Below are 22851 nucleotides of genomic sequence, written 5' to 3' on the forward strand. Positions count from 1 at the left end.
TTAGTCTCGAACCGGACCCGGCGCTATCACTTCGCGCGAGCCGTTGGTATTCATCGACGTGACCACGCCGGCCATCTCCATGGCCTCGATCATGCGTGCGGCACGGTTGTAGCCGATCTTCAGCTTGCGCTGCACGGCGGAGATGGAGGCGCGGCGGCTCTCCAGGACGAAGTTGACGGCTTCGTCGTACAGCGGATCGGACTCGCTGCCCTCGCCGCCTTCACCGCTGCTGCCGCCGTCAAAGCCGCTGCCGGCCTCTTCCACGCCAGCCAGGATGTCTTCGATGTAGTCCGGCGCGCCGCGCTGCTTCCAGGCCTCGACCACGCGATGCACTTCATCGTCGGAAACAAAGGCGCCATGCACGCGGATCGGCAGACCGGTGCCCGGCGGCAGGTAGAGCATGTCGCCGTGGCCGAGCAGCTGTTCGGCGCCGCCCTGGTCGAGGATGGTGCGCGAGTCGATCTTGCTGGACACCTGGAAGGCCATGCGGGTCGGGATGTTGGCCTTGATCAGGCCAGTGATCACGTCGACCGACGGCCGCTGGGTGGCGAGAATCAGGTGGATACCGGCGGCCCGGGCCTTCTGCGCGATGCGCGCGATCAGCTCTTCGACCTTCTTGCCGACGATCATCATCATGTCGGCGAATTCGTCGACCACCACGACGATGGTCGGCAGGGTCTTCAGCAGCGGCGCCTCGTCTTCCATGGACTCGCGGCGGTACAGCGGGTCGCTCAGCGGCGTGCCGGCCTCCTCGGCATCCTTGACCTTGCGGTTGAAGCCGGCCAGGTTGCGCACGCCCATGGCGGCCATCAGCTTGTAGCGGCGCTCCATCTCGGCCACCGACCAGCGCAGGGCGTTGGCGGCCTCCTTCATGTCGGTCACCACCGGGCACAGCAGGTGCGGAATGCCCTCGTAGATCGACAGTTCGAGCATCTTCGGGTCGATCATGATCATCCGCGCGTCTTCCGGGCCGGACTTGAACAGGATCGACAGGATCATCGCGTTGACCCCCACCGACTTGCCGGAGCCTGTGGTACCGGCCACCAGCAGGTGCGGCATCTTGGCCAGGTCGGTGATCACCGGCTTGCCGCCGATGTCGTGGCCCAGAGCCAGGGTCACCGGCGACTTGGCATCGTCGTACTCGGCCGAGGACAGCACCTCGGAGAAGCGCACGATCTGCCGGTCTTCGTTGGGAATCTCGATACCCACGGTGGTCTTGCCCGGAATCACCTCGACCACCCGCACGCTGATGATCGCCATCGAGCGCGCCAGGTCCTTGGCCAGGCCGGAGATGCGGCTGACCTTGACCCCCGGCGCCAGCTGGATCTCGAAGCGGGTGATCACCGGTCCCGGGTGCACGGACTCGACCATGACCTCGACGCCGAACTCCTTGAGCTTGATCTCCAGCAGGCGCGACATGGCCTCCAGGGACTCGGGGGAATACTGCTTCTGCTTCTTCTCGGCCACATCGAGCAGGGAAATCGGCGGCAAGGTGCCGGCCACGGCGCTGTCCTCGAACAGTGGCACCTGCTTCTCTTTCAGCACGCGCTTGCTCGGCTCGGGCGCCTTGGGGGCCGGCGGCGGGGCGATCACCGGCGCAGGGCGGCTCTCGCGCTCGCTCATGTGCTTGGTCAGGGCTTCCTCGCGGGCAATCAGACGCTCCTTGACCTTGGCCTGTTCGCGACGATCGGGCACCACCGGCGCGGCCACTTCGCTGACGCGGTCATCGACCTCGCGCAGCTTGGCCACCAGCTGCTTGCGCTCGACCCGGGCGCTCCACCAGCGGTTGATCAGGCTGTTGACCAGCTCGATCAGGTCCAGGGTGATCTTGCCGGTGACATCCATCACCTTGAACCAGGACAGGTCGGTGAACACGGTCAGGCCGAAGAGGAACAGGGAAATGAACAGCAGCGTGCTGCCCTGGACATTCAGGGCGCCGACCGCCAGCGCGCTGAGGCTCTCGCCCAGCGCACCACCGGCCGAGGCCGGCAGGCCGGCGCCATCATGGAAGTGGATATCGGCCAGCGCGGCACCGGCCAGCACCAGGAAGACCAGGCCGATCAGGCGCCAGGAGAACAGCCAGCCACTCCATTGCCAGGGCTGGTGACGATTGCGGAATACCTGCCAGGTCTTCACCGCCAGCAGCAGCGGGAACACATAGGCGAAATAGCCGAGGACCATGAACAGGATATCGGCGAACCAGGCGCCCGCACGGCCGGCGGCATTCTGCACCTGCGGGGCGCTGCTGGTGTGGCTCCACCCCGGGTCGTTCTGGTCGTAGGTCAGCAGCGCCATCCACAGGTAGAGGCAGAGCGCACCGAGTGCGATCAATGCACCTTCCTTGAGTCGGTAGTGCAATTGCTGGCGCCAGAGTGGAACCTGGGCGGTAGGAGTGGAGTTTTTCAAGCGCTGCTATTCCTGCGCCCTGGGCGCGACCAACGATCAGTTGAAAGCCTAAAGTCGGACTATTGTACGGATTTACAGGTCCGATGCCATGCCGGGCGCAGCGCGGCGGCGCGTTTTGCCGGCCCTTGCGCTTCGGTGTAGCATACCCGGCAGCTTCTTACCTGCGGCTCAATTGGAGCACGCATTCTCTTTTGTGACAAAGGCTTATGAGGTCTTTTTATGAGCGAAGTCAAGCATTCACGCCTGATCATTCTGGGCTCTGGCCCTGCCGGCTACACCGCTGCCGTCTATGCCGCCCGCGCCAACCTCAAGCCCCTGGTCATCACCGGCATCCAGCCCGGCGGCCAGCTGACCACCACCACCGAAGTCGACAACTGGCCGGGTGACGTCGAAGGCCTGACCGGCCCGGCACTGATGCAGCGCATGCAGGAGCATGCCGAACGCTTCGATACCGAGATCGTCTACGACCACATCCACACCGCCGAGTTGCAACAGAAGCCCTTCACCCTCAAGGGCGACAACGCCACCTACACCTGCGACGCCCTGATCATCGCCACCGGCGCCAGCGCCCAGTACCTCGGCCTGCCTTCGGAAGAGGCCTTTTCCGGCAAGGGCGTATCCGCCTGTGCGACCTGCGACGGTTTCTTCTACCGCAACCAGGTGGTCTGCGTGATCGGTGGCGGCAACACCGCCGTGGAAGAGGCCCTGTACCTGGCCAACATCGCCAAGGAAGTGCACCTGATCCACCGCCGCGACAAGCTGCGCTCGGAGAAGATCCTGCAGGACAAGCTGTTCGAGAAAGCCGCCAACGGCAATGTGCGCCTGCACTGGAACCACACCCTGGACGAAGTGCTGGGTGATGCCAGCGGCGTGACCGGTGTGCGCCTGATCAATACTGTCGACGGCAGCAAGAAGGAGCTGCAACTGGCCGGCGTGTTCATCGCCATCGGCCACAAGCCCAACACCGAGCTGTTCCAGGGCCAGCTGGAGATGCGCGACGGCTACCTGATCGTGCAGGGCGGCAACGAAGGCAACGCCACCCTCACCAGCATCGACGGTGTGTTCGCCGCCGGTGACGTGGCCGACCACGTCTACCGCCAGGCCATCACCTCGGCCGGCGCCGGATGCATGGCCGCGCTCGACGCCGAAAAATACCTCGACGTCTAAGGTGCGCGCAGGCGGGTGCCACACGCCCGCCCTGCCCTCCCCCGCATGCTGACCTGGCTGCAACGCGACAACCTCGACTTCCCACCGCTGGATAAAGCCCTGCGCGAGCCCAATGGCCTGCTCGCGGCTGGCGGCGATCTCTCGCCGGCTCGCCTGGTCGCCGCCTACCGACATGGCTGCTTCCCCTGGTTCGCGCAAGGCCAGCCGCTGCTGTGGTGGTCGCCGGATCCACGCACCGTGCTGTTTCCCGAAGAATTCCACCTGTCGCGCAGCCTGGCCAAGCTGATCCGCCAGCAGCGCTTCAACGTCACCTTCGACCATGATTTCGCCGCCGTCATCCAGGCCTGCGCCGAACCGCGCGACTACGCCGACGGCACCTGGATCACCGCAAGCATGCAGCGCGCCTACTTGCAGCTGCACCGTGAGGGCATTGCCCACTCCGTCGAGGTATGGGAGGGCGACCAGTTGGTCGGCGGCCTGTATGGCCTGGCCATGGGCCGGCTGTTCTTCGGCGAGTCGATGTTCAGCCGGCGCGACAACGCCTCCAAGGTCGGTTTCGCCACCCTGGTCGACAAACTGCGCCGCTGGGGGTTCGTCCTGATCGACTGCCAGATGCACACCCAGCACCTGCACAGCTTCGGCGCCCGAGCGATCCCGCGCAGCGAGTTTGCCAGCTACCTACTGCGCTACCTCGATCAACCCAGCCCGGCAGACTGGCTTGCCTAGGCGACACCGCCAGGCTGGCATACACTTGCTAATGGGTTTTCCCGAGGGTTGACCATGACCGAGCTGGCCCGTCTCAAGTTCTACGCCACCCAGCCACATCCTTGCAGCTACCTGCCCGAGGAACAGGCCACCACGCTGTTTCTCGACCCCAGCCAGCCCATGGATGTGCAGGTGTATGCCGAACTGTCCGAGATGGGTTTCCGCCGCAGCGGCGACCACCTGTACCGCCCCCACTGCCAGCGCTGCACGGCCTGCGTGCCGGCCCGCATTCCCGCCGCCCAGTTCATCCCCAACCGCCAGCAGCGGCGCATCCTCAAGCGCAACGCGGACATCCAGGTGCGCGCCGTGCGCCCGGCGTTCAACGAGGAGTACTACGACCTCTACGTACGCTACATCGAGCAGCGCCATGCCGATGGCGACATGTACCCACCCAGCCGCGACCAGTTCAGCACCTTCCTGGTCCGCGACCTGCCCTTTGCACGCTTCTACGAGTTTCGCCTGAACCAACGCCTGCTCGCCATCGCCGTCACCGACGTACTGCCCAACGGTCTTTCGGCGGTTTACACCTTTTACGACCCCGATGAAGAACGCCGCAGCCTGGGCCGCTTCGCCATCCTCTGGCAAATCGGCGAAAGCGCTCGACTGGGCCTGCAGGCCGTCTATCTCGGCTACTGGATCAAGAACTGCCGGAAGATGAGTTACAAGACCCAGTACCGCCCCATCGAGCTGTTCGTCAACCAGCGCTGGACCGCCCTCACCTGAAGCCCTTGGCGGCACACCGCATTTTCGGGCACAATGCACGCCGCTTTTGCCTGGGGCCAGTTGCGCCGGGCCATTCATTGGATACCGAGGGCTTTACTGCATGTCGAAAGAAGACAGCTTCGAAATGGAAGGCACTGTCGTCGACACCCTGCCCAACACCATGTTCCGTGTGGAGTTGGAAAATGGGCACGTCGTTACCGCGCACATCTCCGGAAAGATGCGCAAGAACTACATCCGCATTCTCACTGGCGACAAGGTCCGCGTCGAGCTGACGCCGTACGACCTGAGCAAGGGCCGCATCACCTACCGCGCCCGCTAAGAGCCTGTTCAAAGCCTGCTGCGCGTCGGCCATGCGGCGTTGAAAATGGTCTCGGGATGCTCATTTACAATTAGTAAACTCCGCCCCCTCGGCCATTTTCGCCTCGCCTGACTCTAGCTCGCGAGCCTTTGAACAAGTTCTAGACCCAGTTGAAATGAAAACGCCCGGCAGTGCCGGGCGTTTTCGTTTGCCTCTGCTTCAGGTCAGGCCGGCTCTGTCGTGGTCTCGAACTCGAAACGCAGCTCGTCGCCGACCAGGTCGATGTGCACCACACCACCATGCTCGGCCAGTTCACCAAAGAGAATTTCCTCCGCCAGCGGACGCTTGATCTTATCCTGGATCAGGCGCGCCATCGGCCTTGCCCCCATCGCCACATCGTAGCCCCGCTCGGCCAACCAGCCGCGCGCCGCATCGCTGACTTCCAACAACACGTGCTTGTCCTCGAGCTGCGCCTGCAGCTCGGTGAGGAACTTGTCGACGATGCTCTTGATCACTTCATGACTCAGGCGACCGAACTGGATGATGGTATCCAGGCGGTTGCGGAACTCCGGGGTGAAGCTCTTCTTGATCACTTCCATGGCATCGGTCGAGTGATCCTGATAGGTGAAGCCGATCGAGGCCCGCGCCGCGGTTTCCGCCCCGGCGTTGGTGGTCATGATCAGGATCACGTTGCGGAAATCCGCCTTGCGCCCGTTGTTGTCGGTCAGGGTTCCGTGATCCATCACCTGCAGCAGCAGGTTGAAGACTTCCGGATGGGCCTTCTCGATCTCGTCGAGCAGCAGCACGCAATGCGGCTGCTTGGTGATCGCCTCGGTCAGCAGACCACCCTGATCGAACCCGACGTAGCCCGGCGGCGCACCGATCAGACGCGACACGGTGTGCCGCTCCATGTACTCGGACATGTCGAAGCGCACCAGCTCGATGCCCATGGCCTTGGCCAGCTGACGAGCGGCCTCGGTCTTGCCGACACCGGTCGGCCCGGCGAACAGGAAGGAACCCACCGGCTTGTCCGGCGCCTTCAGCCCGGCGCGCGATAGTTTGATCGCGGTCGCCAGCGAGTCGATCGCCGCATCCTGGCCGAACACGGTCAGCTTGAGGTCGCGCTCCAGGTTACGCAGCAGCTCCTTGTCGGAGCTGGTGACGTGCTTCGGGGGAATCCGCGCGATCTTGGCGACAATGTCTTCGACCTGGGCAACCTCGATGCGCTTGGCGCGCTTCTCCTCCGGCTGCAGGCGCTGGTAGGCGCCCGCCTCGTCAATCACGTCGATGGCCTTGTCCGGCATGTGCCGGTCATTGATGTAACGCGCGGCTAGCTCGGCCGCTGCGCGCAAAGCCTCGTCGCTGTACTCGATATGGTGATGCTGCTCGAAGCGCGCCTTGAGCCCGCGCAGGATGCCGACGGTATCCTCGACCGACGGCTCACTGACATCGACCTTCTGGAAACGCCGCGCCAGGGCACGATCCTTCTCGAAGATCCCGCGAAATTCCTGGAAGGTGGTGGAGCCGATGCAGCGGATCTCGCCCGAGGACAGCAGCGGCTTGAGCAGGTTGGACGCATCCATTACTCCGCCCGAGGCCGCCCCGGCACCGATGATGGTATGGATCTCGTCGATGAACAGGATCGCCTGCGGGCGCTTGCGCAACTCGTTGAGCAAGGCCTTGAAGCGCTTCTCGAAGTCGCCGCGGTACTTGGTGCCCGCCAGCAGCGCACCGAGATCGAGGGAATACACCACACTACCGGACAGCAGATCCGGCACCTGACCATCGACGATGCGCTTGGCCAGGCCCTCGGCGATGGCGGTCTTGCCCACCCCTGCCTCGCCGACCAGCAGCGGGTTGTTCTTGCGCCGACGCGCCAGGATCTGCGCGACGCGCTCGACTTCCTGCTCGCGCCCGACCAGCGGATCGATGCGTCCCTGCCGGGACAACTCGTTCAGATTGCTGGCGTAGGCATCCAGCGGGTTGCTCGAGGTGGGCGAATCGCCACCCTCGTCATCCTGCATTTCCTGCTCGTTTTCGGAATGATCGCCATGTCCCGGCACCTTGGAGATACCGTGGGCGATGTAGTTGACCACGTCGATGCGCGCCACGCTCTGCTGCTTGAGCAGAAACACGGCCTGGCTTTCCTGCTCGCTGAAGATCGCCACCAGCACATTGGCGCCGGTCACTTCGCGCTTACCCGAACTCTGCACGTGGAATACCGCACGCTGCAGAACGCGCTGGAAGCCCAGGGTCGGCTGGGTTTCGCGCTCTTCATCGTGCTGGGGAATCAGGGGCGTGGTGGAGTCGATGAACTCCTGCAGATCGTGACGCAGCTTGTCCAGATTGGCGCCGCACGCACGCAGCACGGTGGCGGCAGCCTCGTTATCCAGCAGGGCGAGCAGCAGGTGCTCTACCGTCATGAATTCGTGTCGCTTGCCGCGTGCCTCCTTGAAGGCCAGATTGAGGGTGACTTCCAGCTCTCGATTCAACATAGCTTCACCTCGTACCCAAGCGGCCGGTATTAACCGTCCTTCTCTATCTCACAGAGTAGCGGATGCTGGCTTTCCCGGGCGTACTGGTTGACCTGCATGGCCTTGGTTTCTGCGATATCGCGGGTATACAGACCGCAGATTGCCCGCCCCTCTGTATGGACGGTCAGCATGATCTTGGTGGCCAGCTCGCGATTGTGGTTGAAGAACAACTCCAACACCTCGACCACGAAGTCCATCGGCGTGTAGTCGTCGTTGAACAGCAGCACCTTGTACATCGGCGGCGCCTGCAGCAACGGCTTGGCTTCCTGAACGGCCAGACCGGAACCCTCGTCCTCGCGCGTTGCGGGACGATCCTGATTGAATGTTAGACGAATCTGGCTACTTGCATGCATGCGAAATTGAATGCTTCATGGCTGAGCGAACAGGGATGCTAGACAGGTTTATGACCGGCTTCTCAGCCAGCCGCCGAAGCGCCTTGACTAACGGCAAAAGGGTGTTAAAAACAGTTAGTACCCGTCTCGGGTATCGGGGTTCCGCGCATTCGCCCAGCCCGGTTGATTGCATGCGCGGGACTGAAGTGGATGATACTCCAGAGATGGAGTCCTTTGCAGAGGGATGTCAGCATGCTTAGCGGTAAGGTCAAGTGGTTCAACAACGCCAAGGGCTACGGGTTCATCGTGGCCGATGGCCGAGATGAGGACCTGTTCGCCCACTACTCGGCCATCCAGATGGACGGTTACAAAACTCTCAAGGCCGGCCAACCGGTAAGCTTCGATATTCTGCAAGGTCCCAAGGGCCTGCACGCCGTGAATATCAGCGCCGCCCAGGCTACCAATGAAACGCCGGCGACCAGCAGCTCGCCACAGAGCGTACCGGTAGAAGCCTGATTAAGAGCCTGAAATAAAAAGGCCGGTCATATGACCGGCCTTTTTTGTTGCCACTGGTCGCCTTACATCTTGGCGATCATGGCATCACCGAACTGCGAGCAGGACAGCAGCTCGGCACCTTCCATCAGGCGCTCGAAGTCGTAGGTCACGGTCTTCGCGGCGATGGCACCGTTGGTGCCCTTGATGATCAGGTCGGCCGCCTCGGTCCAGCCCATGTGGCGCAGCATCATCTCGGCGGAGAGGATCAGCGAACCCGGGTTGACCTTGTCCAGGCCGGCATACTTCGGCGCAGTACCGTGGGTCGCCTCGAACATGGCGATGGTGTCGGACAGGTTGGCACCCGGCGCGATACCGATACCACCCACCTCGGCCGCCAGGGCGTCGGACAGGTAGTCACCATTCAGGTTCAGGGTGGCGATCACGTCGTACTCGGCCGGACGCAGCAGGATCTGCTGCAGCATGGCGTCGGCGATGGCGTCCTTGACCACGATGTTCTTGCCGGTCTTCGGGTTCTTGAACTGCATCCACGGGCCGCCATCCAGCAGCTCGGCACCGAACTCGTCACGTGCGACTTCGTAGCTCCAATCCTTGAAGGCACCTTCGGTGAACTTCATGATGTTGCCTTTGTGCACGATGGTCAGCGAGTCACGGTCGTTGTCGACGGCGTACTGCAGAGCCTTGCGCGCCAGGCGCTTGGTGCCTTCCTTGGAAACCGGCTTGACGCCGATACCGCAGTCCTGGTCGAAACGGATCTTGGTGACGCCCATTTCTTCCTTCAGGAACTTGATGACCTTGTTCGCCTCGGGCGAGCCGGCTTTCCACTCGATACCGGCATAAATGTCTTCGGAGTTTTCACGGAAGATGGTCATGTCGACATCGCCAGGCTTCTTCACCGGGCTCGGCACGCCTTCGAACCAGCGCACCGGGCGCAGGCAGACATACAGATCCAGCTCCTGGCGCAGGGCCACGTTCAGCGAACGGATGCCGCCACCGACTGGAGTGGTCAGCGGGCCCTTGATGGAAACAACGTAGTCACGTACGGCTTCCAGGGTTTCTTTCGGCAGCCAGGTGTCCTGGTCGTAGACCTGGGTAGCTTTCTCGCCGGCGTAGACTTCCATCCAGGAAATCTTGCGCGCGCCGCCGTAGGCTTTTTCGACGGCAGCGTCGACGACCTTGATCATCACCGGGCTGATATCAACGCCAATGCCATCACCTTCGATAAAAGGAATGATCGGATTGTTCGGCACGTTCAGGGACATGTCGGCGTTGACGGTGATTTTGTCACCGGCTGGAATCTGGATCTTTTGGTATCCCATGCTGGACTCCGTGTTGTGGTTGGAAAGCATCTAGCCGAACCAGTGTAATCCACGCAGACCTATTGACCATATACAACTGTCGTCGAAGGTGAAGTCGTATACCCATTCGCGGGATATACTCGCTCGCGACAAACCGACCGCCACAGAGTGGGCGGCGGCTCTGGTCACGGTTGAATTGCCACAGCGATTCAATCGATTGCACCCCGTTGGTACATAAACCTCACCGCGGCCAATTCTCGAATTTCGCTTCACTGGTGACCCTGAACGAAAGCGCTCATCCAGCGCCCACGAGAATCTGCGCACGCTCTGCAACGAGAGAGTCAAGCCGATATGTCCACCCGCTCGAAGATTACCTACACGTTTACCGATGAAGCCCCGGCCCTGGCCACTTTTTCGCTTCTTCCCATCGTAAAAGCCTTCGCCGCCTCCGCCGACATTGAAGTCGAAACGCGCGACATCTCTCTTGCAGGACGCATCCTGGCCTCATTCGCCGACAAGCTTGCAGCAGACAAGCGCATCGAAGACGATCTGGCCTACCTGGCGGTACTGGCCACCTCGCCGGACGCCAACATCATCAAGCTGCCGAACATCAGTGCCTCCGTGCCGCAATTGAAAGGCGCCATCGCCGAACTGCAGGCCCTGGGCTATGACGTACCGAACTTCCCGGAAGATCCGCAGAGCGACGAAGACAAAGAAATCCGTGCACGCTATGCCAAAATCCTGGGCAGTGCCGTGAACCCGGTTCTGCGCGAAGGCAACTCCGATCGCCGCGCCCCGGCCGCCGTGAAGGCCTATGCCCGCAAACACCCACACTCCATGGGTAAATGGAGTATGGCCTCCCGCTCCCATGCCGACTACATGCGCGGCGGCGACTTCTTCTCCAGCGAGCAGTCAATCACCATGGCCAAGGCCGGCGACGTGCGCATCGAGTTCGTTGGCAAGGACGGCAAGGTCGAGGTCAAAAAACAACTCGCCCTGCAGGAAGGCGAAGTGCTCGACAGCATGTTCATGAGCTGCCGCAAGCTGTGCGACTTCTTCGAGAAGACCCTGCAGGATTGCAAGGAAACCGGCGTCATGTGGTCCCTGCACGTCAAGGCGACCATGATGAAGGTCTCCCACCCGATCGTTTTCGGCCATGCCGTCAGCGTTTACTACAAGGACGTGTTCGACAAATACGGCGACCTGTTCAAGGAATTGGGCGTCAACCCGAACAACGGCATCAGCAGCGTCTACGACAAGATCAAATCACTGCCAGCTTCGCAGCAGGAAGAAATCCTCCACGACATCCACGAGGTCTACAGCCATCGCCCGGAAATGGCTATGGTCGACTCGGTCAAGGGCATCACCAACCTGCACATACCCAGCGACGTGATCGTCGACGCCTCGATGCCTGCGATGATCCGTAACTCCGGCCAGATGTGGGGCAAAGACGGCAAGCAAAAAGACACCAAAGCCGTCATGCCTGAGAGCACCTACGCACGCATCTATCAGGAGATGATCAACTTCTGCAAAACCAACGGCGCCTTCGACCCAACCACTATGGGTAGCGTGCCTAACGTCGGCCTGATGGCACAGAAAGCCGAGGAGTACGGCTCTCACGACAAAACTTTCGAAATGACCACCGACGGCACCATGCGCGTCGTGGCAGCCGATGGCACTGTGCTGATGCAGCACCAAGTGGAAGCCGGCGACATCTGGCGCGCCTGCCAGACCAAGGACGCGCCGATCCGCGACTGGGTCAAGCTGGCCGTCACTCGCGCTCGCCAGTCCAACACCCCGGCCATCTTCTGGCTGGATCCGGAGCGCGCCCACGATCGCGAACTACAGAAAAAGGTGGAGCTTTACCTGCAGGACTACGACCTGAAGGGCCTGAACATCAGCATCATGGGCTACAACGAGGCCATCCGCGCCAGCATGGAACGCCAGATGCGCGGTCTGGACACCATTTCGGTGACTGGTAACGTCCTGCGCGATTACCTGACCGACCTGTTCCCGATCATGGAACTGGGCACCTCGGCCAAGATGCTGTCCATCGTCCCGCTGATGGCCGGTGGTGGCATGTACGAGACAGGAGCCGGTGGTTCGGCGCCAAAACACGTACAGCAACTGGTGGAAGAAAACTGCCTGCGCTGGGATTCCCTGGGCGAGTTCCTGGCCTTGGCCGTTTCCCTGGAAGAAACCGGCATCAAGACCGGCAACACCAAGGCCAAGCTGCTCGCCAAGACACTCGACGAAGCCACCGGCAAGCTGCTCGACAACAACAAGTCCCCGGCGCGCAAGGTTGGCGAACTGGACAACCGTGGCAGCCACTTCTACCTGGCACTGTACTGGGCCCAGGCCCTGGCCGCACAGGATGATGACGCCGAACTGAAGGCTCACTTCACTCCGCTGGCCAAGACCCTGACCGAGCAGGAAGCGACCATCGTTGCTGAACTGAACGGTGCCCAGGGCAAGGCTGTGGACATCGGCGGCTACTACCGTTCGAACCCGCAACTGACCAGTCAGGTGATGCGCCCCAGCGCCACCTTCAACGCAGCGATCGACAGCCTGGCCTGAAATCGCTTGATGCTGTAACAGCAAACCCCGGGCCAATGTCCGGGGTTTCTTTTTACGGCCTGCGGCGCCTTATCATTACGTTTTTTCAGGAGTGCCCTCATGCGCTTTACGCCTCATGTCACGGTGGCCACCGTGGTCGAAGACCAGGGACGTTTCCTGCTGGTCGAAGAGCTGGCCGGCGGCCGGGCGGTATTCAACCAGCCTGCCGGCCATCTGGAAGCCGACGAAAGTCTCATCGATGCCGCTTTGCGCGAAACCCTCGAAGAAACCGGCTGGCAGGTCGAACTGACCGCCGTGACCGGCATCTATCTCTACACAGCCCCGAGTAACGGCGTGACTTACCAGCGCGTGTGCTTCGCGGCCAAGCCGGTGCGCCACTTGGCGGACAGTCCGCTGGACGACGGCATCATCGGCCCGCGCTGGCTGACCCGCGATGAGCTGGCCGGCCAACCCGAGCGCTGGCGCAGCCAGCTGGTATTGCGCTGTATCGACGATTACCTGGCGGGCGAGCGTTTCCCGCTCAGCCTGATCCGCGATCCCGCCTGATTCGCCGCCGGGCCCCCGTGCCTGCTAGAATCGCGCCCTTCTGCAGTCACCACTTCTGATTCTTATGTCCAGCACCACCCCAGCCCCGACCCAACAACGCGTAATCGTCGGCATGTCCGGCGGCGTGGATTCCTCGGTGTCCGCTCTCCTGCTGCTCGAACAGGGTTACCAGGTGGAAGGCCTGTTCATGAAAAACTGGGAAGAGGACGACGGCACCGAATACTGCACCGCCATGGCCGACCTGGCCGACGCCCAGGCCGTGTGCGACAAGATCGGCATCAAGCTGCACACCGCCAACTTCGCCGCCGAATACTGGGACAACGTGTTCGAGCACTTCCTCGCCGAGTACAAGGCCGGGCGCACACCGAATCCGGACATCCTGTGCAACCGCGAGATCAAGTTCAAAGCCTTCCTCGATTACGCCCTGAGCCTGGGGGCCGACCTGATCGCCACTGGCCACTACGTGCGCCGCCGCGACATCGACGGCCGCAGCGAGCTGCTCAAGGGCCTCGACCCGAACAAGGATCAGAGCTACTTCCTGCACGCCGTTGGCGGCGAGCAGATCGGCCGCACCCTGTTCCCGGTCGGCGAACTGGAAAAACCCCAGGTACGCGCCATCGCCGAGAAATACGAACTGGCCACCGCCAAGAAGAAGGACTCCACCGGCATCTGCTTCATCGGCGAACGACGCTTCAGCGACTTCCTCAAGCAGTACCTGCCGGCCCAACCCGGCGATATCGAGACCACCGAGGGCGAGATCATCGGCCGCCATCACGGCCTGATGTACCACACCATCGGCCAGCGCCAGGGCCTCGGCATTGGTGGCCTCAAGGATGCCGGCGACGAGCCCTGGTACGTGCTGGCCAAGGACCTCAAGCGCAACGTGCTGCTGGTCGGCCAGGGCAACGACCACCCCTGGCTGTTCAGCCGCGCCCTGCTCGCCTCGGAGATCTACTGGGTCAACCCGCTCGACCTGAGCAGCCCGCGCCAGCTCACCGCCAAGGTGCGTTACCGGCAGAGCGACCAGGCCTGCACCCTGGAACAGACCGCTGACGGCTACCGCGCCGTGTTCACCGAGCCGCAACGCGCCGTCACCCCCGGCCAGTCCGTGGTGTTCTACGATGGCGAAGTCTGCCTCGGCGGCGGCGTGATCGAGAGCGCCGAACCCTGGTTTGCCGGAGCCGGCCTGGTATGAACCCGATTCAGGAACAACTGACCGCGCTGGCCGCCGTCTTCGAAGCCACCACCCTGGTCGACAAGATCGCCCGCACCGGCCAGGCCAGCGAAGCCGACATCAGCTGCCTGCTCGGCAGCCTGCTGGTACGCGACCCGAAGAACACCCTGGACGTCTACGGCGGCGACGACCTCAACCTGCGCGAAGGCTACAAGGCCCTGGCCAGTGCCCTCGAACGCAACCCGGCGAGCCTGCAGCGCGAGCCGCTGCGCTATGCCCTGGCCCTGCTCGGCCTGGAGCGCCAGCTGGCCAAACGCGACGACCTGCTGCAGGTGATCGGCAGCCGCCTGGATCAGATCCAGCAACAGGTCGGCCACTTCGGCCTGACCCACGAGAACGTGATTTCCTCCTGCGGCGCCCTGTATCAGGACACCATCAGCACCTTCCGCCAGCGCATCCAGGTGCAGGGCGACATGCGCTTCCTGCAGCAGGCCGGCAACGCGGCGAAGATCCGCGCCCTGCTGCTTACCGGCATCCGCTCGGCGCGCCTGTGGCGGCAGCTCGGCGGCAGCCGCTGGCAACTGGTGCTAGGTCGCCGCAAGCTGCTCAAGGAACTCTACCCGCTGCTGCGCGGCTGACATGAATCCACCCTCGCGCAGCAGCAAGCCAGCCCAGGGCGCCCTGCTGCTGGCGCTTTCCGCCCTGCTGTTCTCGCTAATGGGCGTCGGCATCCGCGAAGTCTCGCTCAGCGTCAACAACGAGTCGGTGGTGTTCTTCCGCAACCTGGTCGGCGTGCTGTTCTTCCTGCCGCTGGTGCTGCTCAAGGGCGCCCAGCCACTCAAAACCACCCGCCTGAAGTCCCACCTGTGGCGCACCACCTACGGCCTGGCGGCGATGTACTGCTTCTTCTACGCCATCGCCCACCTGCCGCTGGCCGACGCCATGCTGTTCACCTACTCGGCCCCGGTGTTCACCCCGGTCCTGGCCTGGTGGTGGCTGAAAGAGCCGCTGACCCGGCGCATGCTGCTGACCACCGCCATCGGCCTGATCGGCGTACTGCTGGTGGCCAAACCCAGCCAGGCGCTGCTCGACAGCCAGGCACTGGTCGGCCTGGCTGCCAGCATTCTGGCCGCCTTCGCCTTCGTCTCGATCCGCGAGATGAGCAATACCGAACCGGCCTTTCGCATCGTCTTCTACTTCGCCTTGTTCAGCACGCTAATCTCCGCCATCCCGCTGACCTGGGCCTGGCAGGCGCTAGACAGCCACGACCTGGGCCTGCTGCTGGTGATCGGCCTGCTCGCCACCGTCAGCCAGATCGTCATGTCCAAGGCTTACGCCCTGGCCCCGCCAGGCATCATCGGCCCGATCGCCTACCTGGCCATCGTCTTTGCCGGGCTGATCGCCTGGCTGCGCTGGGGCGAAATGCCCGACCTGACCTCGCTGCTCGGCGCCGCACTGATCTTCGCCGCCAGCCTGTTGTCGATCCCCCGGCGCGCCGGCTGAACGGCGAGCAGGGCAATCGCGCCACCTCACTCTTCCCTTCGAGCGTTGCTCCAGATCCTGGAAAGGGCAACCGCCCCTGCTGGCCAATCATGCCCGCCTGCCGGCCAATTCCAGCCCCACGCCCCCAACCTTGTCGATCCTCGCCGCAATATGCCGCCAAAGCCTGAACGATGAACGGGGCTGGCTGAGGTCGTGCGGCGAACGGACTGGTCTGTCGACCATTGGCCGAGTCGTGCCCACGCGTCAGGCAGGCGACCTGCCCGCTACCAGCAGGGCCGCTATAGCGCAATTGCCCTGCTAGCAGTTGCCGGGATTTGCTCTACGCTTCCCAAGCAGCCTGACACGGCAATGGATGGAATTGAAATGGCAGTCGGCCAGGCGACCATGGCCACTGAAGTGCTCAAAGGCGTTGTCTTCGGTGAGATTTTTTCACACAGGAGCCCTCCCCATGAGAACGATGAAGCTGACGCTGCTGACAGCAGCCCTCCTCGCCGCTCAGCAGAGCACTGCGGCCGTCCCGGTCGATACCGAAATCTTCCGCGCGACCATTACGCCACAAGGCGTGCGCGTGCATCAGGCAGACCTTCAAGCCATCGCCGATGCCAATGGCGGTACGCGCGCCGCGGCGACGCCGGGCTATGAGGCCTCCCGCGACCATATCAGGGGGCTGGTCGAATCCGCCGGCTACTACGTGACGGTGCAGCCCTTTGAATTCCCCTACTTCGAGGAACTGTCAGCCGCACAGCTCGAACAAGTGGCGCCAGTGGCCACTGTGTACCCCTACTCCGACGTCGCCGGCTTCCTCACCATGGAATACTCCAGCGCCGGCGCGGTTACCAGCACCGCCGAAGGCGTCGACCTGCAGCTGCCCCCGGCCGCCACGGCTAACAGCTCGACCAGCGGCTGCGAGGCGGAGGACTTTGCCGGCTTCACGCCCGGCAATATCGCCATCATCCAGCGCGGCACCTGCAGCTTTTTGCTGAAGGCACAGAATGCCGAAGCGGCGGGCGCGAGCGGCGTGGTGATCTTCAACGAGGGCCAGGCGGATCGTACCGAGGCCTTCAGCGGCACCCTCGGTGAACCGTCCGTCAGCATACCGGTGGTCGGCGCCGCCTTCGCCGTCGGCGAGGAACTGGCGGCAGAGGGGGTGGTGGCCCGCATCCTCGTCGACGCCATCTCGGAGCTTCGCAGCACCGAAAACCTGATTGCCGAAACACCCGGAGGGCGCAACGATCGCGTCGTGGTGGTCGGCGCGCACCTCGACTCGGTGCCGGAAGGCCCCGGTATCAATGACAACGGCAGCGGCTCGGCGGCACTGCTCGAAATGGCGCTGCAGCTGGCAAAAATGGGGATCGAGCCCGTCAACCAGCTGCGCTTCGCCTGGTGGGGGGCCGAGGAGGCCGGGCTGTACGGTTCCCAGGCCTACGTCGACAGCCTGAGTGCGCGCGACATCAAGAACATCGCCGTCAACCTCAACTTCGACATGATCGGCTCGCCCAACTTCGTGCGCTTCGTTTACGACGGTGACGGCTCGGCGACCGGAACTGCGGGCCCCAACGGCTCCGGCAATATCGAGCGAGTCTTCCTCGACTACTTCACCGGTCAGGGCTTGCCGGTCGAAGCGACCGCCTTCGATGGTCGCTCCGACTATGGCCCCTTCATCGCGGTGGGCATTCCGGCCGGCGGCCTCTTCACCGGTGCTGAGGAGATCAAAACCGCCGAGCAGGCGGCGATCTACGGTGGAACCGCCGGAGTTCCGTACGACCCCTGCTACCATCAGGCCTGCGACACCTATGCCAACAACAGTGACGAGGCGCTGGACCAGATGTCCGATGCCGCGGCTCATGCGCTCTACACCTTCGCGATGACTAGTTCGTCGGTCAATGGCACCGACAAGGGCTCGGACAAGGCGCAGAAAACCGCTGACGCACTCGACTACCAGGGCAACAAACTGCGCCGCTGAGGCGTAGTAGCCGGGAGGCCCAGCCTCCCGGCATGGAGCCAGGCGTTCGACAGCCAAACATTGCAGATGCCGTCACCGCCGACAGCAGCAGTTATCGTTCGCGCAAGGCCATCTGCGGCGGCCGATACTCGGCGTGCGACGGTCATTCTGGTGGATGAGGTTCAGGGCGGTGCGCCGACTGACAGGTAGTTGGCCGAATGCCCCTGCGGCTTCGGTTGCATCTTCGCAAAGCTGTACGTCCAGCTCCGATTGCCCGGACCGGCAACCTTCAGGCTACGGCCTGCGTCACGATTTCATGTATGATGTGCGCCCTTTTCGTTGACCGACAGTCCGAGAACGCCTCCATGCAGCTCTCCTCGCTCACCGCGGTTTCCCCCGTTGATGGCCGTTACGCCTCCAAAACCAGCGCCCTGCGCCCGATCTTCAGCGAATACGGCCTGATCCGTTTCCGCGTCATGGTCGAAGTCCGCTGGCTGCAGCGCCTGGCCGCCCACGAAGGCGTCGCCGAAGTCGCGCCCTTCTCCGCCGAAGCCCAGGCCATCCTCAACGAGTTGGCTGACAACTTCGCCGTCGAGCACGCCGAGCGTGTGAAAGAGATCGAGCGCACCACCAACCACGACGTCAAAGCCGTGGAGTACCTGCTCAAGGAACAGGCCGCCAAGCTGCCGGAACTGGCCGCGGTCAGCGAATTTATCCACTTCGCCTGCACCAGCGAGGACATAAACAACCTGTCCCACGCCCTGATGCTGCGCGAAGGCCGTGACGGCGTGCTGCTGCCGCTGATGAAGCAGATCGCCGCGGCCATCCGCGAGCTGGCGATCAAGTTCGCCGACGTGCCGATGCTGTCGCGCACCCACGGCCAGCCGGCTTCGCCGACCACCCTGGGCAAGGAACTGGCCAACGTCGTCTACCGCCTGGAGCGGCAGATCGCCCAGGTGGCCGCCGTGCCGCTGCTGGGCAAGATCAACGGCGCCGTGGGCAACTACAACGCCCACCTGTCCGCCTACCCGCAGATCGACTGGGAGGCCAACGCCAAGCAGTTCATCGAAGGCGACCTGGGCCTGCAGTTCAACCCCTACACCACCCAGATCGAACCGCACGACTACATCGCCGAGCTGTTCGACGCCATCGCCCGCTTCAACACCATCCTCATCGACTTCGACCGCGACATCTGGGGCTATATCTCCCTCGGCTACTTCAAGCAGAAGACCGTGGCTGGTGAAATCGGCTCCTCGACCATGCCGCACAAGGTCAACCCGATCGATTTCGAGAACTCCGAAGGCAACCTGGGCATCGCCAACGCGCTGTTCCAGCATCTGGCCAGCAAGCTGCCGATCTCCCGCTGGCAGCGCGACCTGACCGACTCCACCGTGCTGCGCAACCTCGGTGTCGGCTTCGCCCACAGCGTCATCGCCTATGAAGCCAGCCTCAAGGGCATCGGCAAGCTGGAGCTGAACGAGGCGCGCATCGCCGCCGACCTGGATGCCTGCTGGGAAGTCCTCGCCGAACCGATCCAGACCGTGATGCGCCGCTACGCCATCGAGAACCCCTACGAGAAGCTCAAGGAGCTGACCCGCGGCAAGGGCATCAGCCCGGACGCCCTGCTCGCCTTCATCGACGGCCTGGACATGCCGGCCGCCGCCAAGGCAGAACTCAAGCAACTGACCCCGGCCAACTACATCGGCAACGCCGTAGCCCAGGCCAAGCGCGTCTGACAGACGCATCTCTTTTGCACGCCCGGCTGTGCCGGGCGTTTTTATTTCAAAGGCTTGCACATGACTACTGATGTACCTCTTCAACTGCTCGGCGGTCTTACAGCCCGTGAGTTCCTGCGCGACTACTGGCAGAAGAAACCTCTGCTGATTCGCCAGGCCATCCCTGATTTCGAAAGCCCGGTCAGCCCGGACGAACTGGCCGGCCTGGCCCTGGAAGAAGAAGTCGAGTCGCGCCTGGTCATCGAACACGGCGAGCGCCCCTGGGAACTGCGCCGCGGCCCGTTCGCCGAGGATGCCTTCGGCCAGCTGCCGGAGCACGACTGGACCCTGCTGGTGCAGGCCGTCGACCAGTTCGTCCCGGAAGTCGCCGAACTGCTCAAGCAGTTCAACTTCCTGCCCAGCTGGCGCATCGACGACGTCATGGTCAGCTTCGCTGCGCCCGGCGGCGGCGTCGGCCCGCACTACGACAACTACGACGTGTTCCTCCTCCAGGCCCACGGCCAGCGTCGCTGGCGCATCGGCCAAATGTGCGATGCCGACAGCGCCCTGCTGGAACACAGCGACCTGCGCATCCTCGCCGACTTCGCGCAGACCGACGAGTGGGTGCTTGAGCCCGGCGACATGCTCTACCTGCCACCGCGCCTGGCCCACTTCGGCACCGCCGAGGACGACTGCATGACCTATTCGGTGGGCTTCCGCGCGCCCAGCGCCGCCGAAGTGCTGACCCACTTCACCGACTTCCTCGCCCAGTTCCTGCCGGACGAAGAGCGCTACAGCGACGCCGGCACCACGCCGACCGCCGACCCGCACCAGATCCAGCGCGATGCCCTCGACCGACTGAAAGCCCTGCTGGCCGAGCACATGGGCGACGAGCGCCTGCTGCTGACCTGGTTCGGCCAGTTCATGACCGAGCCGCGCTATCCGGAACTGATCGCCGGCACCGAAGTCGACGACGACGAGTTCCTCGCCGCCATCGAGCAAGGCGCGGTACTGGTGCGCAACCCCAGCGCGCGCATGGCCTGGAGCGAAGTGGATGTCGGCCTGGTGCTGTTCGCCAGCGGCCAGAGTCGCCTGCTGCCAGCCAACCTGAAGGATCTGCTGCGCCTGATCTGCGCCGCCGACGCCCTGCACGCCGACAACCTCGGTCAATGGCTCGCCGATGAAGAGGGGCGTAAGCTGCTCTGCGAATTGGTCAAACAAGGCAGTCTGGAGTTTGCCGATGAATGACATCCACGTCCGCCTCGCCAGCTGGCAGAAGGACAACGCCGAGCTGCGCCGCATCCGCGAAGCGGTATTCATTGCCGAACAGGCCGTACCGGCCGAACTCGAATGGGATGATGAAGACAGTGAGGCCGTGCACTTCCTCGCCCTGGAAGGCGACTACCCGATCGGCACCGCCCGCCTGCTGGCCGACGGCCAGATCGGCCGAGTTTCTGTACTCAAGGACTGGCGCGGCCTGAAAGTCGGCGACGCACTGATGCACGCCGCCATCGCCGAGGCGGAAAAGCGCGGCCAGCGTGAACAGAAGCTCAGCGCCCAGGTGCATGCCACGGCATTCTATGAACGCCTCGGCTTCCACAGCGAGGGCACCGAATACCTGGAGGCCGGCATCCCCCACGTACTGATGGTGCGCCATAGCGACTAGCCTGTAAGCAGCGCCCCCCCCTGCCACGGCGCCCAGAGGTAGCGATGAACCCAGAAGACGCCCCGCCGAACGAAAGCGAGCCCGACCTGCCGGCCATCGACTTCCACTCGCCGGGGCGTTTCGCCGTGCACAATCCACAGCCCGAGATCCCCAGCCCCGTACGACGCGAACCGGCGCCCTTCGCGCTGGGCGGCGAGACCCGTCTGCAGCGCTTCGCCAGCGCCGAAGAGGCCCAGGCCCACGCCCTGGCCCTGCTGCAACAGAGCCGGCACAGCCTGTGCCTGTACACCCCGGATCTGGAACCCTGGCTGTACAACCACAGCAGCGTGCAGGAGGCCTGCACCCGCCTGCTCCTGGCCAGCCCGAGAAATCGCCTGCGCATCCTGGTGCGCGACGTCAGCCGCCCGGTCGGTCTCGGCCACCGCCTGCTCAACCTGGGCCGGCGACTGACCAGCAACCTGCACATCCGCCGCCTCAACCCCGACCTGCCCAGCGAAGAAAGCGCCTACCTGCTGGCCGATGCGCACGGCCTGCTCCTGCGCCCGCTGGCCGATGTCTGGGCCGGCTACGCCTGGTATAACGACCCGGCACGCGTGCGCCAGCAACAGGCACAATTCGACCAGGCCTGGAACACCAGCGTGCTCGACCCCGACCTACGGAGCTTTCTGCTATGACCTTGCGTACCTGCCTAGCCAGCCTGCTGCTGGCTCTGTGCCTGCCGCTGCAGGCCGCCACCGAACTGCTGCCGCTGAACTACCGTACCGCCGACGAGGTGATTCCGGTGGTGCAGTCGGTACTCGATGGCCAGGGCAAGGTCAGCGCCTATGGCAACCAGCTGGTGGTCAATGCCTCGGCGGAGAAAATCCAGGAGATTCGCGAGCTGCTCAGCCAGTTGGACACCGCGCCACGCCGCCTTCTGATCAGCGTCGACACCAGCGAATCGGGCTATCAGGACAGCGAAGGCTATGCCGTCAACGGCTCCGCCAGTGCCGGCAATGTGGAGATCGAAGCCGGCCGCGGCGAAGTCCACGGCCGCGACCAGGTGCGCATCATTCGCCGCTCCACCGACAGCCGCAACGGTGGCATCCAGCAGGTGCAGACCACCGAAGGCTACCCGGCCCTGATCCAGGTCGGCCAGAGTGTGCCGCTGACCAGTACCAGCATCGGTCCCTACGGGCAGATCTCGCAGAACACCGAGTACCGCAATGTCACCCAGGGCTTCTACGTCACTGCCAGCGTGACCGGGGACAGGGTCCACGTCAGCATCAGCAGCAACAACGATCGCATGAACCGTTCGCAACCCGGAGTGATCGATGTGCAGAGCACCGACACCCGCGTCAGCGGGCGCCTGGGCGAATGGATCTCCCTCGGCGGAGTCAGCGAGCAGAGCCAGAACGACGACAGCGGCTTCCTGCGCCGCCACTCCACCCAGGGCGCCAACGACATGAGCATGCGCATCAAGGTCGACGCGCTGGACTGACGCGAGGGCTCTGGCTGGCCGTGTAGTGGCGACGCACGGACACTACAAAATCGTTGACGCAACCCTCTTTGAAGGGCATCATGGCCCCGCTCCCGCTAGCCAGGGGCTCCGTCAAGGGGCCTCCAGATCGGCTCCGTACCACCATTCGGAACGATCCGTGTTTTAACAGCCCACAAGGCGTTTCGACGAGGTTGCGACTGGAACGAAAGTTG

Annotated in this window: 20 protein-coding genes; 16 read left to right on the plus strand and 4 right to left on the minus strand. The window is 63.4% G+C overall.

Translation table 11 applies throughout. The features are described from left to right. Window positions 1-2406, minus strand: a complete 2406-nt coding sequence (ftsK, locus tag GV001_RS13875) for a DNA translocase FtsK (RefSeq protein WP_178091826.1) — start codon at window positions 2404-2406, stop codon at window positions 1-3. 219 nt (window positions 2407-2625) lie between these two features. Here ftsK and trxB point away from each other — a divergent pair, with 219 nt between their 5' ends. The 4 genes from trxB (at window position 2626) to infA (ending at window position 5380) form a co-directional block, all read left to right on the plus strand. Next, window positions 2626-3573, plus strand: coding sequence for a thioredoxin-disulfide reductase (gene trxB / locus GV001_RS13880; protein WP_160080797.1), 948 nt, complete (start codon window positions 2626-2628; stop codon window positions 3571-3573). A 45-nt stretch (window positions 3574-3618) separates the two neighbouring features. Further along, window positions 3619-4299, plus strand: coding sequence for a leucyl/phenylalanyl-tRNA--protein transferase (aat, locus tag GV001_RS13885; protein WP_160080799.1), 681 nt, complete (start codon window positions 3619-3621; stop codon window positions 4297-4299). A 54-nt stretch (window positions 4300-4353) separates the two neighbouring features. Further along, the gene (locus tag GV001_RS13890; RefSeq protein ID WP_160080801.1) at window positions 4354-5061 is read left to right on the plus strand and encodes an arginyltransferase; all 708 of its coding nucleotides are present in this window, start codon (window positions 4354-4356) and stop codon (window positions 5059-5061) included. Window positions 5062-5161: 100 nt separating this feature from the next. Next, window positions 5162-5380, plus strand: coding sequence for a translation initiation factor IF-1 (infA, locus tag GV001_RS13895; RefSeq protein WP_002553999.1), 219 nt, complete (start codon window positions 5162-5164; stop codon window positions 5378-5380). A 203-nt stretch (window positions 5381-5583) separates the two neighbouring features. Here infA and clpA read toward each other — a convergent pair whose 3' ends face one another. Further along, window positions 5584-7854: an ATP-dependent Clp protease ATP-binding subunit ClpA gene (gene clpA, locus GV001_RS13900; protein WP_160080803.1), complete on the minus strand. Its 2271-nt coding sequence runs from the start codon at window positions 7852-7854 to the stop codon at window positions 5584-5586. A 29-nt stretch (window positions 7855-7883) separates the two neighbouring features. Next, window positions 7884-8246: an ATP-dependent Clp protease adapter ClpS gene (clpS, locus tag GV001_RS13905; protein WP_160080805.1), complete on the minus strand. Its 363-nt coding sequence runs from the start codon at window positions 8244-8246 to the stop codon at window positions 7884-7886. Between the two features lie 231 nt (window positions 8247-8477). On the opposite strand from clpS, the gene cspD reads away from it, so the two are divergent. Further along, window positions 8478-8741, plus strand: a complete 264-nt coding sequence (gene cspD, locus GV001_RS13910; protein WP_160080807.1) for a cold shock domain-containing protein CspD — start codon at window positions 8478-8480, stop codon at window positions 8739-8741. Between the two features lie 62 nt (window positions 8742-8803). On the opposite strand, the gene icd is transcribed toward cspD, so the two are convergent. Then, a complete protein-coding gene (icd, locus tag GV001_RS13915; protein ID WP_160080809.1) occupies window positions 8804-10057 on the minus strand; it encodes an NADP-dependent isocitrate dehydrogenase in 1254 nt (417 codons plus the stop codon). A 330-nt stretch (window positions 10058-10387) separates the two neighbouring features. Between icd and GV001_RS13920 the strand changes: the two genes are divergently transcribed. The 11 genes from GV001_RS13920 to GV001_RS13970 all read left to right on the plus strand — a co-directional run bounded on the left by GV001_RS13920 (window position 10388) and on the right by GV001_RS13970 (window position 22639). Beyond that, window positions 10388-12613, plus strand: a complete 2226-nt coding sequence (locus GV001_RS13920; RefSeq protein ID WP_160080811.1) for an NADP-dependent isocitrate dehydrogenase — start codon at window positions 10388-10390, stop codon at window positions 12611-12613. Window positions 12614-12712: 99 nt separating this feature from the next. Further along, complete coding sequence (locus GV001_RS13925; RefSeq protein ID WP_160080813.1) at window positions 12713-13159, plus strand: NUDIX hydrolase; 447 nt, start codon at window positions 12713-12715, stop codon at window positions 13157-13159. Between the two features lie 64 nt (window positions 13160-13223). After that, the gene (gene mnmA, locus GV001_RS13930) at window positions 13224-14354 is read left to right on the plus strand and encodes a tRNA 2-thiouridine(34) synthase MnmA (RefSeq protein WP_160080815.1); all 1131 of its coding nucleotides are present in this window, start codon (window positions 13224-13226) and stop codon (window positions 14352-14354) included. After that, window positions 14351-14971, plus strand: a complete 621-nt coding sequence (gene hflD / locus GV001_RS13935) for a high frequency lysogenization protein HflD (protein ID WP_160080817.1) — start codon at window positions 14351-14353, stop codon at window positions 14969-14971. The genes mnmA and hflD overlap by 4 nt, the downstream gene beginning before the upstream one ends. A gap of 1 nt (window position 14972) precedes the next feature. After that, window positions 14973-15836 (plus strand): DMT family transporter, encoded by an 864-nt coding sequence (locus GV001_RS13940; RefSeq protein WP_160080819.1) that lies wholly within the window; start codon window positions 14973-14975, stop codon window positions 15834-15836. 448 nt (window positions 15837-16284) lie between these two features. Beyond that, on the plus strand, window positions 16285-17799 hold the full coding sequence (locus GV001_RS13945) for a M28 family metallopeptidase (protein WP_178091827.1): 1515 nt from the start codon (window positions 16285-16287) through the stop codon (window positions 17797-17799). A 344-nt stretch (window positions 17800-18143) separates the two neighbouring features. Next, on the plus strand, window positions 18144-19514 hold the full coding sequence (gene purB / locus GV001_RS13950) for an adenylosuccinate lyase (protein ID WP_160080821.1): 1371 nt from the start codon (window positions 18144-18146) through the stop codon (window positions 19512-19514). Between the two features lie 60 nt (window positions 19515-19574). Beyond that, window positions 19575-20741 (plus strand): cupin domain-containing protein, encoded by a 1167-nt coding sequence (locus GV001_RS13955; RefSeq protein WP_160080823.1) that lies wholly within the window; start codon window positions 19575-19577, stop codon window positions 20739-20741. Next, window positions 20734-21159: a GNAT family N-acetyltransferase gene (locus tag GV001_RS13960; protein ID WP_160080825.1), complete on the plus strand. Its 426-nt coding sequence runs from the start codon at window positions 20734-20736 to the stop codon at window positions 21157-21159. The genes GV001_RS13955 and GV001_RS13960 overlap by 8 nt, the downstream gene beginning before the upstream one ends. 44 nt (window positions 21160-21203) lie before the next feature. Next, a complete protein-coding gene (locus tag GV001_RS13965; protein WP_160080827.1) occupies window positions 21204-21833 on the plus strand; it encodes a histone acetyltransferase HPA2 in 630 nt (209 codons plus the stop codon). Beyond that, entirely contained in the window at window positions 21830-22639 is an 810-nt protein-coding gene (locus tag GV001_RS13970) for a secretin N-terminal domain-containing protein (RefSeq protein ID WP_160080829.1), read from the plus strand. The genes GV001_RS13965 and GV001_RS13970 overlap by 4 nt, the downstream gene beginning before the upstream one ends. The last annotated feature ends 212 nt before the right edge of the window (window positions 22640-22851 follow it).

Origin of the sequence: Pseudomonas sp. 8AS (genome assembly GCF_902506505.1) — a bacterium.
Classification (GTDB): Bacteria; Pseudomonadota; Gammaproteobacteria; order Pseudomonadales; family Pseudomonadaceae; genus Aquipseudomonas.